Genomic DNA, 18,250 nt, shown 5'->3' on the forward strand with positions numbered 1-18,250 from the left:
TCTCCACCTTTCCAGAACCCGAGAACCCCAACCTCCGATGGTCGGATGTTTCGGATCGAACCAAGTCGCAGTGATAGCCGTCATGCGACTTTCGGCTGGATCTCTCGCTCAGTTACTCCCCTTCACGGTGACGCCGGGCACAGTGGTCCATCGCGCCTCGTCGGACGCGCTGCGCTCGACCGCGTCCAAGACCTGCTGAACCCTCAATCCGTCCTCGAAGGACGGTTCGGGATCCTTGCCTTCGCCGATCGCGGTGAGCAGATCGGCGACCTCGTTGGTGAAGGTGTGCTCGTAGCCGAGGAGGTGCCCCGGCGGCCACCAGACCCCGACGTACGGATGCTCGGGTTCGGTGACCAGGATCCGGCGGAACCCGGCTTCGGTGGCGGGTTGCCCACCGTCGAACCAGGACAGTTCGTTCATCGACTCGAAGTCGAACGCGAGGCTCGCCTTCGACCCGTTGATCTCCAGCCGCATCGCGTTCTTGCGGCCCAGCGCGAACCGGGTCGCCTCGAAACTCGCCACCGCGCCGCCGGTGAACCGGCCGAGGAACAGCGCGGTGTCGTCGACCGTGACCTGTCCGGTGCCGCCGTCACCGTCCGGCCGCTCCTTGACGAAGGTGTTGGTCAGCGCGGAAACCCCGGTGATCGACTCGCCGGTGACGAACTGGGCGGCATCGACGATGTGCGCGCCGAGGTCGCCCAGCGCGCCCGAGCCCGCCTTGTCCTTGTGCAGCCGCCAGGTCATCGGCGCCTGCGCGTCGGACAACCAGTCCTGCAGGTACACCGACCGCACGTGGCGGATCTCGCCGAGCGCCCCGCTCGCGACCAGTTTCCTGGCGTGCGCGAGCGCGGGCACCCGGCGGTAGTTGAACGCCACCATCGACCGGACGCCGTTGGCCCGTGCCTTCGCCGCCGCCTCGGCCATCGCTTCGGCCTCGGCGAGGGTGTTGGCCAGCGGCTTCTCGCACAGCACGTGCTTGCCTGCTTCGAGCGCGGCGATCGCGATCTCGGCGTGGCTGTCGCCCGGCGTGCAGATGTCGACCAGGTCGACGTCGTCGCGGGCGATCAGCGCGCGCCAGTCCGTCTCGACGTCTTCCCAGCCGAACCGTTCCGCCGCGGCCTTCGTCCGTACCTCGTCACGGCCGCCGAGCACGGCGAGTCTCGGGATCAGCGGTGGCGTGAAGAACCGGTGCACGCTGCGCCACGCGTGCGAATGCACCGCACCCATGAACGCGTGGCCCACCATGCCGATCCCGATCGTTTCCCTTGCCGTGCTCATGCCCCTCCTAGATGCTCCGCTTGCGTGTGTCGGGTACGCGGGTTTACGAGTCGAAGCCGACGTCCATGTACTTGTCGACGTTCTCCTTGGTGACCACCGCGGAGTACGTGGTGATCTCGGCGGGGATCTCGTGCTCGGCGAAGTCGCCGGCGCCCTTGCCCTGGCCGAGGAGCCGGGCGAGCGAGATCGCCGAAGACGCCATCGACGGGCTGTAGAGCACCGTCGCCTTCAGCGGTTCGGCGTCGGACTTGATCAGGTTCATCGCGTTCTTCGAACCGGCGCCGCCGACCATCAGGAAGTTCTTGCGGTTGGCGTTGTTGATCGCCGCGATGACCCCGACCCCCTGGTCGTCGTCGTGGTTCCACAGCGCGTCCAATTTGGCCGCGGACTGCAGCAGGTTCGACGTCTGCTTCTCGCCCGACTCCGGGGTGAACTCCGCGGAGACCCGCGGGCCGACGGCGAAACCCTGCCGGGCCAAGGCGTCCTTGAAGCCCTTGCTGCGTTCCTGGGTCAGCGGCAGCGAGTCGATCCCCGCGACCTCGCCGATCACCGGGCTGGCGATGTTCTTCGCCTTCATCTGCTGGGCGATGTAGTTCCCGGCGTTGACGCCCATCCGATAGTTGTCGCCGCCGATCCAGGTCCGGTACGCGAGCGGGGTGTCGAAGACGCGGTCCAGGTTGATCACCTGGATGCCGGCGTCCATCGCCTGCTGGCCGACCGCGGTGAGCGCCTTGCCGTCGAACGGCAGGATCACCAGGACGTTGACCTTGGCGTTGATCAGCGTCTCCACCTGGGAGATCTGCTGGTTGACGTCGTTGGTGCCCTCGGTCGCGTTGAGCGTGACCTCACTGAACTTCTGCGCCTGCGCGCGGGCGTTCTTGGTGATGGCCGCCATCCAGCCGTGGTCCGCGGCCGGGGCCGAGAACCCGATCGTGACCGGGGTTCCGGGCTGCGAGTTCGACCCGGCGTTGGCCACGTTGGCCGCGTTGTCCTGTGCCGGTGCCTCGTTCGAGGTGCACGCGGTCAGCAGCGCACCCGCTCCGACGGCCGCGCCTCCCAGCAGGAATCGGCGGCGGTGCAGGGATTGTTCGGTCATGAGGACTCTCCATCCACGGTGACGGGGGTGACCACTAAGTACTCGACTTGGTTTTCTTCACGGAGCGGAACTGCAGGAGCGCGGCCAGCACGATGATCACGCCCTTGGCGATGTTCTGGATGTCGGTGTCCAGGTTGTTGAGCGTGAAGATGTTGGACAGCACGGTGAAGATCAGCACGCCGATCAGGGTGCCGATGAGCGAGCCGCGGCCACCGGTGAGCAGGGTGCCGCCGATGACGACCGCCGCGATGGCGTCGAGTTCGTAGAGCAGGCCGTTGGTCGAGGCGCCCGCGGTGGTGCGGGCTACGACCATCAGCGCGGCGATACCGCAGCACAGGCCGGCGACGCCGTAGACGAGTGCGGTGTGCCGCTTGACGTTGATGCCCGCCAGCCGCGACGCCTCGGCGTTGCCGCCGACGGCGAAGGTGCGGCGGCCGAAGGTGGTGCGGTTCAGCACCACCCAGCCGATCGCGAACACCAGCGCGAACATCCAGATCAGCACCGGGACGCCGAGCAGGTCGCCGCGGAAGAACTCCAGGAAGCCCGCCTCCGACACCACCTGCGTGCGGCGGCCGCTGATGCGTTCCGCGAGGCCGCGGGCCGAGACGTACATCGCCAGTGTCGCGATGAACGGCACTATCTTCCCGTAGGAGATCAGGATCCCGTTGACCAGTCCGCAGCCGAGGCCGACCAGGAGTCCACAAAGGATCATCACGAACGGGCCGTAGGACTGGGTGGCCAAGGTGGTCAGCCAGACGCTGGAGAGCGCCACGATCGACCCGACCGAGAGGTCGATGCCGCCGGCGATGATCACGAACGTCATCCCGACGCTGACCACGCCGATCGCCGCGGCGAGCCGCAGGATCGTGGAGATGTTGCCGTCGGTGAAGAACTGGTCGGGCCGGGTCACGCTCCCGACGATGCACAGGATCACCAGCACACCGGTCAGCCCGAGCAGCCGGGGGTCGGCCGCCAGCTTGAAGCCGGTTTTCTTGGGTGGTACCGGTTCCACGGCGCTTTCCGTACGCACCGATTCGGCTTGGTCGGTCACGCCGCACTCCCCTCGAGAATCACGTCGAGCACATCCGCCTCTGTCAGCTCCGCAGACGGCTTTTCAGCCAGGACACGTCCTTCACGCAGCACCAGCACCCGGTCGGACAGTCCGAGTACTTCGGGGATCTCGCTGCTGACGAGCACGATCGCGACCCCGGTCGCGGCCAGTTCCTCGATCAGCCGGTACAGCTCGGCCCGCGCGCCGACGTCGACCCCGCGGGTCGGCTCGTCCAGCAGCAGGACCCGGCAGCCGCGGACCAGCCAGCGCGCGAGCACCGCCTTCTGCTGGTTGCCGCCGGACAGCGTGCGGATGATCCGGTGCGGGTCGGCGGGCCGGAGATCGAGCCGCCGCAGGCTTTCCCCGGCGTCGTCGAGTTCCCTGCCCCGCTCGGTGAACCCGAACGTCGCGTACTTGCTCAGGCTCGCCAGGGTCACGTTGTGCACGACCGGCAGGTCCAGCAGGAGCCCCTGGCTCTTGCGTTCCTCCGGCGCCAGGCCGATCCCGGCCTTGACCGCCGAGGACACGCTGCCCGGCCGGACCGGCTCGCCGTCGACCGACACCGAACCCGTGTCCTGCTTGCGCGCGCCGAAGATCGTCTCCAGCAGTTCGCTGCGTCCCGACCCGACGAGGCCCGCGATCCCGACGACCTCACCGGCGTGCACGGTGAAGTTCACGTTCTCGAACTCGCCGACGGTGGTCAGGTTCTCCACCTTGAGGACCTCGTTGGCGGGGTCGACGTGCTCCTGGTGACGCGGGCCGAACACGGTTTCGACCTTGCGGCCCGCCATCAGCGCGACGAGGTCGGAGGTCGGCGTCTCCTTGGCGTCGAGGCCGGTGGAGACGGTCTTGCCGTCCTTGAGCACGGTGACGCGGTGACCGATCCGGCGCAGTTCTTCGAGCCGGTGGGAGATGTAGATGATCGCGACGCCCTCGGCGGTCAGTTCGCCGACGATGCGGAACAGGTTGTCGACCTCTTCGCCCGCCAGCGCCGCGGTGGGCTCGTCCATCACCAGCAGTTTCGCGTCGTACGCGAGCGCCCGCGCCATCGAGACCAGCTGCTGCCCGGCCGCGGACAGCTTGCCGACCTCGGTCGACGGCGTGATCTCGGGATGTCCGAGCCGGGCCATCAGCTTGGCGGCCTTGGTGCGGGACTCGCTGATCCGCGTGAACCCGAACCTCGCGCGCTCGCGGCCGAGGAAGATGTTGTCCGCCACGGAAAGCCCGGGCACCAGGTCGAGTTCCTGGTACATGGTCGCGATGCCGATCTTCAGCGCGGCGACCGGCGACGGCAATGTGACCGGCTCGCCCTGCCAGAAGATCTCGCCGCCGTCGGGGCGGTGGGCCCCGGCGAGCGTCTTGATCAGCGTGGACTTGCCCGCGCCGTTCTGGCCGAGCAGACAGTGCACCTCGCCGGGTTCGACGTCGAAGTCGACCCCGTCGAGTGCGCGCACCCCCGGGAACGTCTTCACGATCCCCCGGACGGATAGCAGGGTCATGCCGGAGCCTCCTCGGTCAGGAAAGGGACTAGCGTCGGGTCGGCGAAAAGGCGTTCGGTGGCCAGGTGCGCGGCGCCGCGCAGCGGGGCGGTGGTGCCCAGCGGCGACGGCTCGACGCGGCAGGCGGGCTCGTGCCCGAGCGGACGCGCGGACAGTTCGCGGCGCACCGGCTCGACCAGCCATTCGCCCAGTTCGGCGAAGTAGCCGCCGAGCACGACGACGTCCGGGTCGAGGACGTCGACCACAGTGGACACCGCGATGCCGAGCGCGACCCCGAGTTCCGAGACCGCCCCGACCGCGCGCTGGTCACCGCGCTGCACGCGGTGCTTGAGCAGCCCGACCCGGCCGTCGACGCCGAGCGCGGGATCGTGCAGCGGATCGCCGGGCGAGGCGGCGCCGCGCAGAACGGCGTTGAGCCCGGCCTTGGTCTCCAGGCAGCCGACGCGGCCGCAAGGACACTGCTCGCCCGACGGGTCGACGGCGATGTGCCCGACCTCGCCGGCGAAACCCCTGGCACCGCGCAAGATCGCGCCGCCGGACACGAGTCCGCCGCCGACGCCCGTCCCGCCGCTGAGGTAGAAGAGCTCCCGCACGCCGCGGCCGACACCGGCGACCGCCTCGCCGACCGCGCCGAGGTTGGCCTCGTTGTCGACCATGATGGCGTCGGCCGCCAGGCCGAGCCGGGCGGCGAGGAGGTCGGCGATCTCGGCGTCGCGCCAGCGCAGGGTCGGCGCGAACCGCAGTACGGCGGCGGCCGAGTCGACCAGGCCGGGAACCGACACCGTGACCCCGACCGGCTGCTCGTCGCGCAGCACCTGTCCGGCGAGGAAGGCGAGTTCGTCCATGCTCCGGTGCAGCCCGAGCGCGGCGACGTCGGCGGTCTCCGTGCGTTCGGCGACGACGCGGCCGTCGAGGTTCGTGACCACGGCGGCGAACCGGTCGGCCTCGACGCTGAGCGCGAGCCCGTACGCGCTGGCACCGTTCAGCTCGACCAGCTGGCTGGGCCTGCCGTTGCCGCCGCCTTGGAGTCCGGCGGAGCGGACGAGGCCGCGGTCGGTCAGCTCGGTGATCAACCCGGAGACGGCGGCCTTGGTGAGCCCGCAGCGCGCCGCGAGCTGGGTACGCGAGAGCGGCCCGACGCGCAACGCCCGCAGGAGCGCTGCGAGGTTCGCAGTGCGTGGATCGGTCGCGGCCACACATCCCTCACTTACGAATCGGCCGTAACAAACTTTGTTACTTAGCCAGCGAAAGTAGGGTGGTGCGTGTCACTCGTCAAGGTGACAACAGGACAGAAATGCCCGTCGTCACCCGAATAGCCGTTCAAATCACTGCAGACTTTCGTACTTTACGAGCGAAAGTCTGTACGATCTTGACGTTACTAATCGGAATCGCGTGGATGCCCAACGTGCCGCCAGGCGGTCACTCAGCGCTCTCCCGGCCCAGCCCGCCAAGTGCAATGAAGGGGCCTTTCATAGCAAAATTTGCTATGAAAGGCCCCTTCATTGCACGCGTACTGGCGCCAGAACCCGACCGTCAGCTACTCAGCGTGAAGGCCCGGTCCGTGGCCGACCAGGCGGCCCCGATGACGCCGGCGGTGTCGCCCAGCTCGGACAGCACGATCGGCAGGTTCCCGGTCGCGAGCGGCAGCGACCGCCGGTAGACCGAGCTGCGGATCTCCGCGAGCAGCTGATGCCCGAGCTGCGCGACGCCGCCGCCGATCACGACCATGCCCGGGTTCACGAAACTCACCAGCGAGGCGACCACCTGCCCGAGCCGCCGCCCGCCGTCGCGGATCAGGTTGACCGCGCCGAAGTCGCCCGACGCGGCCGCGCGGCCGACGTCCTGGGCGGTGATCGCGCCGCGGGCCGCGACGACGTCGGCGAGGTAGGTCGACCGGCCGCTGCGGGCCAGCGTCAAGCCGTCGCGGGCCAGCGCGGCGCCGCCGAAGTACGCCTCCAGGCAGCCCGTCTCACCGCAGGCGCAGGTCGGCCCGTAGTCGTCGAGGCGGATGTGCCCGATGTCGCCCGCGGTGCCGGCGACGCCGCGGTACACCTTGCCGCCCAGCACGATCCCGCAGCCGATACCGGTACCGATCTTGACGAACACGAGGTCGTCGATGGAACGGGCGACCCCGGCGTGCCGTTCCCCGAGCGCCATCGAGTTCACGTCGTTGTCGACGGTGACCGGGCAGCGCAGCAGCCCGCCGAGATGGTCGCGCACCGAGAACCGGTCCCAGCCAGGCATTATCGGCGGCGCGACCGCCATGCCCTCGGCGAAACTCACCGGCCCGGGAAGCCCGATACCGGCGGCGATCAGTTTGCCCGGCGCCTCCTCGCGGATCTTCTCCGCGAGAGCGGTCACGCGTTTGAGGACCGCGTGCGGCCCCTGCCGGACGTCGCAATCCTCGACGGTGTGGACCAGCACCTCACACGAAGCGTCGGTGAGGGCGACCCCGACCGACGTCGCGCCGACGTCGACGGAAAGCACGCGCAGGTCTCCCGCCAGCCGGACCAGCGTGGACCGCCTGCCGCCCCGGCTCGCCGACGGACCGGCGGTTTCGACGAGGCCGACTTCGGCGAGGCGCGCGACCTCGGCGCCCACCCGGGCCCGCGGCAACTCCAGCCGCTCCCCCAGCTCAACCCGGGACATCGGCCCCTCGTCGCGCAGCAAGGTGAGCAACTGGGTCTGGTGCCGGGTTTCGACCATCGGATGCTCCGTGGTGGATGCCGTGCTCATTCCCCCGAGCCTACGGCGTCGTCCACCGAGTGTCCCGAATGCCACGGCGGAGAAGCGCACACGGGATTCGGAACCTTCGGCACCCCCCGGGCGGGAACAAACCCACCGGACTCGTTCAGTCCACTGTGGACGATTTGGTACGAACGTGACTCCAGGACAGGATCAGCACGATCGTGGTGATCCCGCCGATCCGTTGCGGCATGGCGAACAGCGCGAGCAGGTAGCCGGTGGCTACCCACTGAGCGGAACCGAGTGGTGCCCGAAATCCGGCAGCGATCGTGCCGAGCGCGACGTTGACGACGGTCGACGTGAACATCGAGAGGAATCCGCCGACGGTCAAGATCGACGCCATCCCCCACAGAGCGGGGGTTATGCGCTCGTCATCGGCACTTCCGATCATCCTACCTGCAAACCTTATCGCTGTTAATATCTTAACGGTGATAAGATCAGCCCGAGTTGTCAAGTCCGATAGGGACGGACAAAGGTGTGCCCATGGTCGTGAGACGGGATGGCTACGTTCGAGCCGCGCTCGAACTCCTCGACGAGGTCGGGCTGGACGGATTGAGCCTCCGCAAGCTCGGGGAAAAGCTCGGTGTGCGGGGTCCCGCGCTCTACACCCACTTCAAGAGCAAGCAGGCGTTGCTCGATCAGATGGCCGAAACCATGCTGGACGATCAGCTCTCCCCGCTGGACGATCCCGCCGCGACGGCCGACTGGGCCGGATGGCTGACCCGGCGTGCCCGCGTCATCCGCCGCACACTGCTGTCCTACCGGGACGGTGCCCGGCTGCACGCGGGCACCCGCCCGACCGAGCGGGCGGCGATGACACCGCTGATCAAACCGTTGCTGGCGGCCGGTTTCGACGAAGAAGACGCGAAGTACGCGATCCTCGCCATCAGCCGGTACACCCTCGGCTGCGCGATCGACGAACAGCAGCACGTAGACAGCGATCACGCCGAGGATCCCGCGGCTTCCTTCGAGTACGGCCTGGCCCGGCTGATCGCCGGGCTCCGCGCCGACGTCGATGTCGCAAACCCGCCAGACCGGGATGTCGCGAACCTGCTGGACTGAGGCCATGACAACCGAAAACGCCCGGCTGTTCCGCTCCCTGCACGTCCCGTCCAGCCCGCTGGTACTGGCCAACGCGTGGGACGTCGCGAGCGCCAGGATCGTCGAAGACGCGGGTGCCGCGGCGATCGCCACCACCAGTGCCGGGGTGGCGTGGAGCCTCGGCGCCCCCGACGGCGACCTGATCGGCCGCGACCTCGCGGTGGACCTGATCGCCAGGATCGCCCGCGTGACCAAGGTTCCGGTGACCGCGGACATCGAAGGCGGGCACGCGGACACGCCCGGCGGCGTCACCGAAACCGTCGCCGCGGTGGTGGCGGCGGGCGCGGTCGGGATCAACATCGAGGACGGGCCGCGGCCGCCCGAAGAGGTGGTCCCGCGGATCGCGGCGGCCCGCGCGGCGAGCGACGAGGTGTTCGTCAACGCCCGGATCGACACCTTCCTCCGGGGGCTCGGCGGCGTGCCGGAGACGCTGGAACGCGCGGCCGCCTACCTGGCGGCGGGCGCCGACGGGATCTTCGTGCCCGGCGCCGTCGATCCCGCCGTGATCACCGCGCTCGTCGAGGGCATCGACGCGCCGGTGAACGTGATGGCCCACCCCGGCGCGCCGAGCGTCAAGGAACTGGCCGGCCTCGGCGTCGCGCGGGTGAGCGTCGGTTCCGGGATCAGCCAGAGCGCGTACGCCCTCGTGCGGGAAAGCGCCCGGGAGCTCTTCTCGGCCGGAACGTACTCGCGCCTCGAGGAGTCTTTCGACTACGGCGCCCTGAACGCCCTCCTGACCCCACGCGTTTAGTCCTCTGAATGCGTGACCCCACGCATTCAGAGGACGAAACGCGGTCAGGACCAGAGGTAGCGTCGCTCGGGCCGCCCCGTCCCGCCGTACTTCAGCGTCACCTCGGCCTTCCCGGTCGCCACGAAATGCTCCAGGTACCGGCGCGCGCTCACCCGGGCGACGCCGGTCGCCTCGGCGCATTCGCTCGCGGACATCCCGCCCGCCGCGCCCCGCAGCGCGGTTTCCACCAGCCGGGCGGTCTCCGCGGTGAGTCCCTTGGGCAGCACGGGTTTCGCGCTCGGCCGCGAGCCGAAGACCTGGTCGACGTCGGCCTGCCCGGCCTCGGCCAGCCGGTCCAGCCGCTGGTGCAGCGACGCGAAATGGGTGAGCTGATCACGCAGCGACGCGTACTCGAACGGCTTGATCAGATAGTGCAGGACCCCGCCCCGCATCGCCTGCCGCACGGTTTCGACGTCGGTCGCCGCGGTGATCAGGATGACGTCGACGTTTTCGGTGGCGCGCAGTTCCCGCAGCACGGAAAGCCCGTCGAGGTCGGGAAGGTAGACGTCCAGCAGCACCAGATCCGGTTTCAGTTCCCGCGCCAGGCGGATCGCGTCGGCGCCGGTGTGCGCGACACCGGCGACGGCGAAGCCCTCCGTGCGCGTGACGTATCCACTGTGGACTTTCGCGACCATGAAATCGTCGTCGACGACGAGCACCCGGATCATCGCGGCAGCCTCGCCGTGAACACCGCGCCGCCGGAGTTGTGCACCTCGACGGAACCGCCCCGCCGGACGCACGCCTGCCGGATCAGCGCGAGCCCGAGACCGCGCTGGCCGTGCGCCGCGGCCTTCGTGGTGAAGCCGTGCTCGAACACTTCCTCCGCGATCTCCGGAGCGACTCCCGGCCCGGAATCGCGGACCTCCACCCGCACTTCGCTCTCCTCCTGCCATACGCCGACCTCGATCCAGCCCTGCTCGCCGCCCGGTTTGGCCGAGCCCAGCGCGTCCAACGCGTTGTCGACGAGATTTCCCAGCACTGTCACCAAATCCGTGGAGAGCGCGTCCTCGACGCGGTCCAGTTCGCTGTCCGGGGCCATCCGCAGCCCCACCCCGCGTTCCGCGGCGAGCGACGCCTTCGCGATCAGCAGTGCCGCCACCGCCGGGTCGCCGACGCGGGAGCCGACCTCGGCGCGCCACTCCCCCTGCGCCGAGCTGATCCGGCTGACGTAACCGCGGACCTCTTCGTATTCCCCGAGTTCCAGCAGTCCGGAGATGGTGTGCAGCCGGTTGCTGAACTCATGCGCCTGCGCCCGCAACGTGTCGGTGGCGTGCCTGCTGGCGTCGAGTTCGTCCCGCAGGGTCATCAGATCGGTGCGGTCCCGCAGGGTGACGACGGCGCCCCGCACGTCGATCGGCATCCGGTTCAGCGTCAGCACCTTTCCTTGCCTCAGCACGATCTGGTCGGCGCCGGTCGCGCGGCCGGTGAGCAGGTCGCGGATCCGCTCGTTGAGGTCGAGGTCCTCGACCGACCGGCCGACGGCGTCCTCCGGGAGGGCCAGCAGTTCGCGGGCCTGGTCGTTCACCAGGGTGATCCGGTGCTGCGGGTCAAGGCCGACGACGCCCTCCTTGATGCCGTGCAGCAGCGCCTCCCGGTTCTCCACCAGTGCGGTGATCTCGTGCGGTTCCAGCCCGAGCGTCTGGTTCTTCACCCGGCGCGCCAGCAGCAGTGAACCGCTCACACCGATCACCAGCGCGACCCCCAGCACCCGCAGGGCGTTGTCCGGCGAGTCGAGGAAACCGGCGAAGAAGCCGGGCGACTTCGAGCCCGCCGCGACCATGCGGATCACCTTGCCGCCCTTTTCGTCCAGCACCGGGACGTGCGCCACGATCGAACCGTCGAGTTCGCCGACCCACGACCGTCCGGAAAGGACAGTGCTCTCGCCGATCCCCAGCTGGGTCCGGAGCTGATCGGGATACGGCGACGCGAGCACGTACCGGTCCGCGTCGGCGATGACGACGAAATCCACCCCGGAGAGGCTCCGCGCGGTTTCCGCGGGCGCGGCGAGTTCGAACGAGCCGTTTTCGAGATCGCCCACGATGCCCTGCGCGGCGACACTCTCCGCGACCGAGAGCACCCGGCGCCCCTCGGTGGTGCGGAAATTGTTCCCCGCCTGAGTGACGGCCAGGACGCCCACCGCGCACAGTAGGCAGGTGACGACTACCAGTTGCCACACGAGGAGCTGGCGGGCCAAGGAACCTCGAGCACCCATCGCCACCTCCGCGTGACCAAAACGACCACAACAACCATTGGGCCCGCAAGCGGGACATCTCTGTTTACACGAGTGCAACATGTCCAACCACGCGGCAGAGAGGCGGGGATCACAGTGAAGCCCAGTAGCTGGTTGGCCATCGCGGCGGCGCTCGTCGCCGTCTTGCTGGTGCCACCGTTGCTCACCCCGGGCAGCGAAGCCGACGAGGGCTCGCAAATCCGGTCGATGCGGGTGCTCGTGCCCAACGCGCCCGGCGGCGGATACGACATCACGGCCCGCACGGCGACCAAGGCGATGGAAGACGCCGATCTGCTCGGCAACGCGGAGGTGTTCAACCTCCCCGGCGCGGGCGGCACGGTCGGCCTCGGCCGCACGGTGGCCGAACGCGGCAACGGCAAGCTCGTCATGTCGATGGGTCTCGGCGTCGTCGGCAGCGTGTTCACGAACAAGTCGCCGTCTTCGCTGCTCGACACCACGCCGGTGGCGAAGCTGATCGAAGAGTCGGACATCGTCGTGGTCGGCAAGGACTCGCCGTACAAGACGATCGGCCAGCTGATCTCGGCCTGGAAGGCGAATCCGGGCGCGGTCCAGGTCGGCGGCGGTTCGTCGCCCGGCGGCCCGGACCACCTGGCGCCGATGCTGATGGCGAAGGCGGTCGGGCTCGCCCCCAAGGCGGTCAACTACGTCCAGTTCGACGGCGGTGGCGAGCTGCTCGCGTCGGTCCTCGGCGGCAAGGTCGCGTTCGGTGTCTCCGGCGTCGGCGAATACCGCGACCAGATCGCGGCGGGCACGCTCCGGGTGCTGGCGGTGACCAGCGAGAAGCGCATCCCCGGGATCGACGCGCCGACGCTGTCGGAGTCCGGGGTCGACGTCAAGTTCACCAACTGGCGCGGCATCGTCGCGCCGCCCGGCATCACCGAATCGGACCGGGCGAAGCTGGTCAGCCTGTTCGATCGGCTGCAGAAGACGCCGCAGTGGCAGGAAGCCTTGCAGCGCAACGGATGGACCGGGGCCTTTGCGCCCGGGGAGCAGTTCGGTTCGTTTCTCAAAGAGGAGAACACGCGAGTGGCAACGGTGCTGAAAGAGCTGGGTCTGGCATGACGACCAAGTGGCTGAAGGAGCGCTCCGAACTCGGGGTGAGCGTGGTCCTCCTGGCGCTCGGCGTGCTGGTGCTCACCGACGCGCTGAGCATTCCCACCGACTTCGCCCAGCGCGGGCCGGTCGGGCCGAAGGCGGTGCCGATCCTGGTCGGTTCCCTGCTGCTGCTCGTCGCCGTGCTGCTGGCCCGCGACGTGCTGCGCGGCGGCAAGGGCGAGGCCGAGGGCGGCGAGGACATCGACCTCAGCGAGCCCGCCGACCTGCGCACGGTCCTGTTGCTGTGCGGTGCCTTCCTCGCCAACGCGGCGCTGATCGGCCTGGTCGGGTTCCCGGTCTCGGGCGCGATCCTGTTCTGGGGCGCGGCGTACGCGCTCGGCAGCCGCAACCTGGTGCGGGACCCGCTGATCGCGGCGGGCATGTCCGTCGTGACCTTCCTGGTCTTCAACAACCTGCTCGGTGTCCCGCTCCCCGGTGGCCCGTTGATGGAGGTGTTCTGATGTTCCAGCAGCTCATCGACGGCTTCGGTACCGCGCTGACCCCGACCCATATCGCGATGGCGGCGATCGGTGTCCTGCTCGGCACCGCGATCGGCGTGCTGCCGGGCATCGGCCCGGCCATGGCGGTGGCGCTGCTGCTCCCGGTGACCTACGGGCTGGAGCCCACCGGCGCGTTCATCATGTTCGCCGGCATCTACTACGGCGGGATGTTCGGCGGCTCGACGACGTCGATCCTGCTGAACACCCCGGGTGAGAGCGCGGCGGTGGTCGCGGCGATCGACGGCAATCCGATGGCCCGCAAGGGACGAGGGGCGCAAGCGCTTGCGGCGGCCGCGATCGGGCATTTCGTCGGCGGCATCCTCGGCACGATCGCGCTGGTCGTGCTGGCCCCGGTGATCGCGAAGCACGCCGTCGACATCGGTGCGCCGGATCTGTTCGCGATCATGGTGCTGGCGTTCATCGCGGTCACCTCGGTGCTCGGCAGTTCCCGGATCCGCGGGGTGGCGTCGCTGCTGATCGGCCTCACCATCGGCCTGGTCGGCCTCGACGAGATGACCGGCCAGCAGCGGCTGACCTTCGGCTCGCTGCACCTGGCCGACGGTATCGACGTGGTGATCGTGGCGGTCGCGCTGTTCGCGGTCGGCGAGTCGCTCTGGGTCGCCGCGCACCTGCGGCGCAACGCGTTCAAACCGATCCCGGTCGGCAGGCCGTGGCTCTCGCGCGCCGATCTGAAGCGGACCTGGAAGCCGTGGCTGCGCGGGCCGCTCATCGGGTTCCCGTTCGGCGCGGTGCCCGCGGGCGGCGCGGAGATCCCGACTTTCCTCTCCTACGTCACGGAAAAGCGGCTCTCGAAGCACAAGGACGAGTTCGGCAAGGGCGCCATCGAAGGTGTCGCGGGTCCGGAAGCGACGGCGTCGGCCTCCGCCGCCGGGACGCTGGTCTCGATGCTGACGCTGGGCCTGCCGACCACCGCGGTCGCGGCCGTGATGCTCGCGGCGTTCCAGCAGTACGGCATCCAGCCGGGACCGCTGCTGTTCGAGCGGGAGTCGTCGCTGGTGTGGGGCCTGATCGCCTCGCTGTTCGTCGGCCTGACGCTGCTGCTGGTGCTGAACCTGCCGCTGGCGCCGCTGTGGGCGAAGCTGCTGCGGATCCCGCGGCCGTACCTCTACGCGGGCATCCTGTTCTTCGCCAGCGTCGGCGCGTACGCGGTCAACGCGGACATCTTCGACCTGCTGGTGATGTTCGTGATCGGCCTGATCGGGTTCGCGATGCGCCGCTACGGACTCCCGGTGCTGCCGGCGATCATCGGCGTCATCCTCGGCCCGGCCGCCGAACAGCAGATGCGACGCGCGCTGCAGCTGAGTGACGGCAGCCTGACCGGGTTGGTCAACACCCCGTTCGCGATCGTGGTCTACGTGATCATCCTGGCGATCCTGTTCTTCCCGTTGATCAAGCGCTTCCTGCCTGCTCGTCCCACCGCCACCGAGGCGGAGCCCAAGGACAAGGTGGACGCCTGACCAGTGGGAATCCGGCCCGGCCTCGACTGCCCCGAGGCCGGGCCTTCCCCTTTCTGCAGATAACGAAAAGGTAACGGCAAGATCGCTTTTTGAACCGCCTCTCGTTCGGAGCCGTTTCAGCCAACGCGGAGTCAGTGACACCGGCGCTGCCGGCGCCGCTCCCCCGGGCTCCGCGCAACGACACCGAACGAGGTGAACAAGTTCATGCCCCGTAACCAAAGAACCGCCGGTCGCCACCGCATGGCACGCCGGACCAAGGTCGCCACGGGAGCCATCGCGCTCTCCCTCGCCGTCGGCGGGATCGTCGTGGTCAACACGACCGGTACCCCCGACGCGGCCAGGGCCGACGGCGCGGACAAGTCGTTCTTCATCGACATCAAGAAGGTTCCCCGCGGCAACAACGTCAACCTCGACCTCGCGAAACGAGGCGCCCGAGGGACGTTCACCGTGGACTGCGGCCGCAACGAGAACGGCCACTTCAACGGCGACAACTTCATCGCTCAGCCCGGCGTCCGCAATGGAGCCGAGCACCTCCACGACTACGTCGGGAACCTCTCGACCAACGCCGACTCGAACAACAAGAGCCTGCTGCGCGCGGGCACCACCTGCAAGAACGGGGACAAGTCGGCCTACTTCTGGCCGGTCATCCGGATCAACACCGAGGAAGAGGAAGAGAACGAGGCGGCGAACGAGGAGAAACTCGCCGCCGACCGCGTCGACGCGGCCAAGGACGAGGCCGCCGCTCAGGTCGACTGCCCCGACGTCGCCAGCGAACTCAGTGAACTCAGCGAGGTCCCCGACCAGGCCGCGCCCGCGGTCGACGAGAACCTCGACAAACTCGACCAGGAGTCCGACAACGCGAACAACCAGCTGGCGCAAGGAAATCAAGCCGGTCAGGTGCTCGACGAGCTGAAGAACAAGCGGAAGCCGTCGATCAAGAAGATCAGCGACACCATGCGGCAGGCGGGCAAGCAGGTCTCGAAGAACGAAGACCAGCTCGCCACCTGTGCGGTGAAGCAGAACGGCGAAGGCGGCCTCGACAACGGCGGCGACAACAGCAACGTCAACGCCGCGGGCGACGCCGAGAAGAAGAAGTCCGACGGCAAGGCCGCGGACCTGCCCGGCGTCGACGGCAACAACGAGATCGGGAACAACGAAGGCGAGATCCAGCGGCCCGCGAAGGTGGACCTGACCTTCACCAGCGGCGGCGCCCGCCGCGTCGTCGCGATGCCGAAGTTCCTGCGCGTGCTCTACGGCGACGCCAAGCAGAGCACCAACGGCCCGGCCAACGCCCGGCCCAGCTGGACCTGCAGCGGCTTCGAGGACCGGCTCACCGAGCTGTACCCGATCTGCCCGCAGGGCAGCAAGGTCACCCGGATCCACTCGTTCCCGAACTGCTGGGACGGGAAGAACACCGACAGCGCCAACCACCGCACGCACATCGTGTTCGGGGACCGCAACGGGAACTGCCCGCGCGGCTTCAAGAACGTGCCGCAGCTGCGGATCACCCTGGTGTACGACATCCCGCCTGCCATCCAGGCGGCCGGGCAGTACGCGGTCGACGCTTTCGCACAGGAGAAGCACAACCCCCGCTCCGATCACGACGACTTCGCGAACGTCATGTCGCAACGGCTGATGAACCAGCTGGTGAAGTGCGTCAACAGCGGTAAGCGCTGCCGGCAGTAGGCGGAAGCGCTGTGTGGGGGCGCGGTGGGGATGACCCGCGCCCCCACCCCCGCGCCGGGGTCCGGTCCCTGGCCCGGCGTAGGGGTACCGGGCCAGAGACCGGCGAGCGATACGGTTTTCCCTCCCTGGAAACCGGACCGCCCGGTCCTTGGGGGTCAGGCCGTCGTCGACAACCGGCTCACCCGGTTGAACACGAGCGGCACCGCGACGGCGGGGTTGAGTTCGGCCAGGACCGCTTCGGCGTCCAGGCCGGGCAAGTGGATCCACGCGCTGTCCGCGAAGTCCGGGGTCGTGACGCTGATCCGGGCGCAGCGGGCGGGCGGGACCAGCGCGACCCCGAACGGCTCGACCACGTTGCGCCACACGGATTGCGAGACGATCATCCCGGCGCCGAACTTGTCACCCGTCGGGTCGGAACGGCACCAGTAGCCGACGGCGTCGTTGAAGGTCGAGGCGCACAGCAACCGGGTCAGGGTGATGTACGTGCGGTGGTACCGGTGGTTGTCCGCCATCGGTCCCATGTGGACCGCCACGCGCGCCCGCATCGGGACGCGGGCGTAGCGGTTGCGGGTCCGGAGCAGATGATCCAGGTGGAACACGACCTCGCAGAGCTGGCCGACGGCGTGGTCCGGATACGCGACCATCAGCCCGTCTCCGGTCTCCCGGAAATGACGCGCTTCCCCCGGAGCGAGTCCCACCGCGTTGAAGGAGCGGGAAACCAGCGTTTCCATCTCGGTCTTCATCGGGTCCAGCAGGTCGTCACTGGCCTTGGACGACCCGACGATGTCGACGGAAAGCACGGCGTGGGTGTGCGCGTTGTATTGGCCTGAGGTCAGCACCTGCATCTCTGCGACCCCTCCCCTGATCGGTGAAAACTGGCGGCAGGAAGCAGTGTTCCCACTCCTCACCGGAAGTTCTGTTCGGAACCGAACAAAACCTGACCCCGCGATGGTCAACGCCAGTGAGCTAAGTCACACCTTTTTCCGTGATCACCCGCAGTGCCTCGCGATCGACAACGGTGATCGCACGGCGCGAACTGGCCACAACTCCCGCCTTCCGGAGCTTGTCCAGTGCCTGGGCGACCATGGTCCGCCCCATCGGGATGAACTGTGCGAGTTCGTCCTGGCTCAACGGGATCCCGATCCGCCAGCCGGCGGGTGTCCGGATGCCACAGACGTCGACGAGGTAGTCCAGCCGGGTCGCGACCCTCGCCACCGCCTGCGGTTTCCAGGACTGCGTCCGCTGACGCTGGGCGAGCACGAACCGGCGGGCGACGCTGACGAGTACCTCCCGCATCGCCGCCGGATGGTCCAGCAGGAACCGGTTGAACTCGCTCGCCGCGATCCGCCGGACGTGGACCTCCTCGATGGCGACGACGTCGGCCATCCGGATGCCGCCCGCGATCACCGCGATCTCGCCGTGCAGATCACCGGGGACGCCGACGTCGAGGATGACCGTCGCCCCCATCCGGTCGGCGCTGGTCACCTTCACATAGCCGTGCCGCAGCAGCATGACGAAGTCGCCGGGTTCGCCCGAACGCATCAGCGCCTGTCTGCTCTCGTAGGTCTGCGGGGTACCCATCTCCAGCAACCGGGCACGGACGGGTTCGTCCAGCCGCTCCAGGAACGGACGTTCTCTCTCTTCGGCGGCCTCCGGGCCCAAACCCACGAAACCCTCCCA

Annotated in this window: 17 protein-coding genes; 6 read left to right on the top strand and 11 right to left on the bottom strand. The window is 68.7% G+C overall.

Going from position 1 to position 18,250, the window contains the following annotated elements; translation table 11 throughout:
* Positions 1-108: 108 nt before the first annotated feature.
* The 7 genes from IE302_RS32090 to IE302_RS42880 form a co-directional block, all read right to left on the bottom strand.
* Positions 109-1,278, bottom strand: coding sequence for a Gfo/Idh/MocA family protein (locus IE302_RS32090; RefSeq protein WP_191258174.1), 1,170 nt, complete (start codon positions 1,276-1,278; stop codon positions 109-111).
* A gap of 43 nt (positions 1,279-1,321) precedes the next feature.
* Complete coding sequence (locus IE302_RS32095) at positions 1,322-2,374, bottom strand: substrate-binding domain-containing protein (protein ID WP_191258175.1); 1,053 nt, start codon at positions 2,372-2,374, stop codon at positions 1,322-1,324.
* 34 nt (positions 2,375-2,408) lie between these two features.
* Positions 2,409-3,386 (bottom strand): ABC transporter permease, encoded by a 978-nt coding sequence (locus IE302_RS32100; protein ID WP_229908071.1) that lies wholly within the window; start codon positions 3,384-3,386, stop codon positions 2,409-2,411.
* A 35-nt stretch (positions 3,387-3,421) separates the two neighbouring features.
* Positions 3,422-4,924, bottom strand: a complete 1,503-nt coding sequence (locus tag IE302_RS32105; RefSeq protein ID WP_191258177.1) for a sugar ABC transporter ATP-binding protein — start codon at positions 4,922-4,924, stop codon at positions 3,422-3,424.
* Positions 4,921-6,120, bottom strand: coding sequence for an ROK family transcriptional regulator (locus tag IE302_RS32110; RefSeq protein WP_191258178.1), 1,200 nt, complete (start codon positions 6,118-6,120; stop codon positions 4,921-4,923). The genes IE302_RS32105 and IE302_RS32110 overlap by 4 nt, the downstream gene beginning before the upstream one ends.
* A gap of 337 nt (positions 6,121-6,457) precedes the next feature.
* Positions 6,458-7,660, bottom strand: coding sequence for an ROK family transcriptional regulator (locus IE302_RS32115; RefSeq protein WP_191258179.1), 1,203 nt, complete (start codon positions 7,658-7,660; stop codon positions 6,458-6,460).
* A 115-nt stretch (positions 7,661-7,775) separates the two neighbouring features.
* Complete coding sequence (locus IE302_RS42880) at positions 7,776-8,060, bottom strand: hypothetical protein (RefSeq protein ID WP_229908062.1); 285 nt, start codon at positions 8,058-8,060, stop codon at positions 7,776-7,778.
* Positions 8,061-8,152: 92 nt separating this feature from the next.
* Here IE302_RS42880 and IE302_RS32125 point away from each other — a divergent pair, with 92 nt between their 5' ends.
* Both IE302_RS32125 and IE302_RS32130 read left to right on the top strand, forming a co-directional pair.
* Positions 8,153-8,731, top strand: a complete 579-nt coding sequence (locus IE302_RS32125) for a TetR/AcrR family transcriptional regulator C-terminal domain-containing protein (protein WP_191258180.1) — start codon at positions 8,153-8,155, stop codon at positions 8,729-8,731.
* Positions 8,732-8,735: 4 nt separating this feature from the next.
* The gene (locus IE302_RS32130; protein WP_191258181.1) at positions 8,736-9,521 is read left to right on the top strand and encodes an isocitrate lyase/PEP mutase family protein; all 786 of its coding nucleotides are present in this window, start codon (positions 8,736-8,738) and stop codon (positions 9,519-9,521) included.
* 44 nt (positions 9,522-9,565) lie between these two features.
* On the opposite strand, the gene IE302_RS32135 is transcribed toward IE302_RS32130, so the two are convergent.
* A complete protein-coding gene (locus IE302_RS32135; RefSeq protein ID WP_191258182.1) occupies positions 9,566-10,228 on the bottom strand; it encodes a response regulator in 663 nt (220 codons plus the stop codon).
* Positions 10,225-11,772, bottom strand: coding sequence for a sensor histidine kinase (locus IE302_RS32140; RefSeq protein WP_191258183.1), 1,548 nt, complete (start codon positions 11,770-11,772; stop codon positions 10,225-10,227). Before IE302_RS32140 ends, IE302_RS32135 begins: the two co-directional genes overlap by 4 nt.
* A 132-nt stretch (positions 11,773-11,904) precedes the next feature.
* On the opposite strand from IE302_RS32140, the gene IE302_RS32145 reads away from it, so the two are divergent.
* From IE302_RS32145 to IE302_RS32160, 4 genes are all read left to right on the top strand, one after another.
* Positions 11,905-12,873 carry a Bug family tripartite tricarboxylate transporter substrate binding protein gene (locus IE302_RS32145; protein ID WP_191258227.1) on the top strand — a complete coding sequence of 323 codons (969 nt, stop codon included), beginning with the start codon at positions 11,905-11,907 and terminating at the stop codon, positions 12,871-12,873.
* On the top strand, positions 12,870-13,367 hold the full coding sequence (locus tag IE302_RS32150; RefSeq protein WP_191258184.1) for a tripartite tricarboxylate transporter TctB family protein: 498 nt from the start codon (positions 12,870-12,872) through the stop codon (positions 13,365-13,367). The genes IE302_RS32145 and IE302_RS32150 overlap by 4 nt, the downstream gene beginning before the upstream one ends.
* Positions 13,367-14,884, top strand: a complete 1,518-nt coding sequence (locus tag IE302_RS32155; RefSeq protein WP_191258185.1) for a tripartite tricarboxylate transporter permease — start codon at positions 13,367-13,369, stop codon at positions 14,882-14,884. The genes IE302_RS32150 and IE302_RS32155 overlap by 1 nt, the downstream gene beginning before the upstream one ends.
* Before the next feature lie 240 nt (positions 14,885-15,124).
* Positions 15,125-16,570, top strand: a complete 1,446-nt coding sequence (locus IE302_RS32160; RefSeq protein WP_191258186.1) for a DUF1996 domain-containing protein — start codon at positions 15,125-15,127, stop codon at positions 16,568-16,570.
* Positions 16,571-16,725: 155 nt separating this feature from the next.
* Here IE302_RS32160 and IE302_RS32165 read toward each other — a convergent pair whose 3' ends face one another.
* Together IE302_RS32165 and IE302_RS32170 are read right to left on the bottom strand one after the other, a co-directional pair.
* Positions 16,726-17,415 carry a hypothetical protein gene (locus IE302_RS32165; protein WP_191258187.1) on the bottom strand — a complete coding sequence of 230 codons (690 nt, stop codon included), beginning with the start codon at positions 17,413-17,415 and terminating at the stop codon, positions 16,726-16,728.
* 121 nt (positions 17,416-17,536) lie between these two features.
* A complete protein-coding gene (locus IE302_RS32170; RefSeq protein ID WP_020633979.1) occupies positions 17,537-18,238 on the bottom strand; it encodes a Crp/Fnr family transcriptional regulator in 702 nt (233 codons plus the stop codon).
* Positions 18,239-18,250: the final 12 nt, after the last annotated feature.

The organism is Amycolatopsis oliviviridis, from assembly GCF_014654365.1.
Taxonomy (GTDB): domain Bacteria; phylum Actinomycetota; class Actinomycetes; order Mycobacteriales; family Pseudonocardiaceae; genus Amycolatopsis; species Amycolatopsis oliviviridis.

Excerpts from the sequence above, each read along its gene's own strand:
- IE302_RS32090 (WP_191258174.1), bottom strand. The coding sequence starts at position 1,278 with ATGAGCACGGCAAGGGAAACGATCGGGATCGGCATGGTGGGCCACGCG.
- IE302_RS32095 (WP_191258175.1), bottom strand. The coding sequence starts at position 2,374 with ATGACCGAACAATCCCTGCACCGCCGCCGATTCCTGCTGGGAGGCGCG.
- IE302_RS32105 (WP_191258177.1), bottom strand. The coding sequence starts at position 4,924 with ATGACCCTGCTATCCGTCCGGGGGATCGTGAAGACGTTCCCGGGGGTG.
- IE302_RS32115 (WP_191258179.1), bottom strand. The coding sequence starts at position 7,660 with ATGAGCACGGCATCCACCACGGAGCATCCGATGGTCGAAACCCGGCAC.
- IE302_RS42880 (WP_229908062.1), bottom strand. The coding sequence starts at position 8,060 with ATGATCGGAAGTGCCGATGACGAGCGCATAACCCCCGCTCTGTGGGGG.
- IE302_RS32125 (WP_191258180.1), top strand. The coding sequence starts at position 8,153 with ATGGTCGTGAGACGGGATGGCTACGTTCGAGCCGCGCTCGAACTCCTC.
- IE302_RS32130 (WP_191258181.1), top strand. The coding sequence starts at position 8,736 with ATGACAACCGAAAACGCCCGGCTGTTCCGCTCCCTGCACGTCCCGTCC.
- IE302_RS32135 (WP_191258182.1), bottom strand. The coding sequence starts at position 10,228 with ATGATCCGGGTGCTCGTCGTCGACGACGATTTCATGGTCGCGAAAGTC.
- IE302_RS32140 (WP_191258183.1), bottom strand. The coding sequence starts at position 11,772 with ATGGGTGCTCGAGGTTCCTTGGCCCGCCAGCTCCTCGTGTGGCAACTG.
- IE302_RS32150 (WP_191258184.1), top strand. The coding sequence starts at position 12,870 with ATGACGACCAAGTGGCTGAAGGAGCGCTCCGAACTCGGGGTGAGCGTG.
- IE302_RS32155 (WP_191258185.1), top strand. The coding sequence starts at position 13,367 with ATGTTCCAGCAGCTCATCGACGGCTTCGGTACCGCGCTGACCCCGACC.
- IE302_RS32160 (WP_191258186.1), top strand. The coding sequence starts at position 15,125 with ATGGCACGCCGGACCAAGGTCGCCACGGGAGCCATCGCGCTCTCCCTC.
- IE302_RS32165 (WP_191258187.1), bottom strand. The coding sequence starts at position 17,415 with ATGCAGGTGCTGACCTCAGGCCAATACAACGCGCACACCCACGCCGTG.